General features: G+C 79.6%; 1 protein-coding gene. It reads left to right on the forward strand.

Annotation, left to right across the window (positions count from 1 at the left end; genetic code table 11):
• A partial coding sequence (locus GTW08_RS22475) for a patatin-like phospholipase family protein (RefSeq protein ID WP_202417547.1) occupies positions 1-221 on the forward strand: 221 nt, incomplete at both ends.

The following is a 221-nucleotide window of genomic DNA, read 5'->3' on the forward strand; positions in this document are numbered from 1 at the left end:
GGCCGAGCGGATCGCGGTGATCCGTTCGCGGCTCGACGGCGCGGACTGGCCCGCCGACCGCGACCTGCGGGTCACCGCCGTCGACGCGCACACCGGCGGGTTCCGGGTCTTCGGCCGCGACGACGGCGTCGAGCTCGCCACCGCGGTCGCCGCCAGCTGCGCGGTGCCCGGCGTCTGGCCGCCGGTCACGGCCGCGGGCACCCGGTGGATCGACGGCGGGG

The organism is Pseudonocardia sp. SID8383, from assembly GCF_009864975.1.
GTDB classification, from domain to species: Bacteria; Actinomycetota; Actinomycetes; order Mycobacteriales; family Pseudonocardiaceae; genus Pseudonocardia; species Pseudonocardia alni.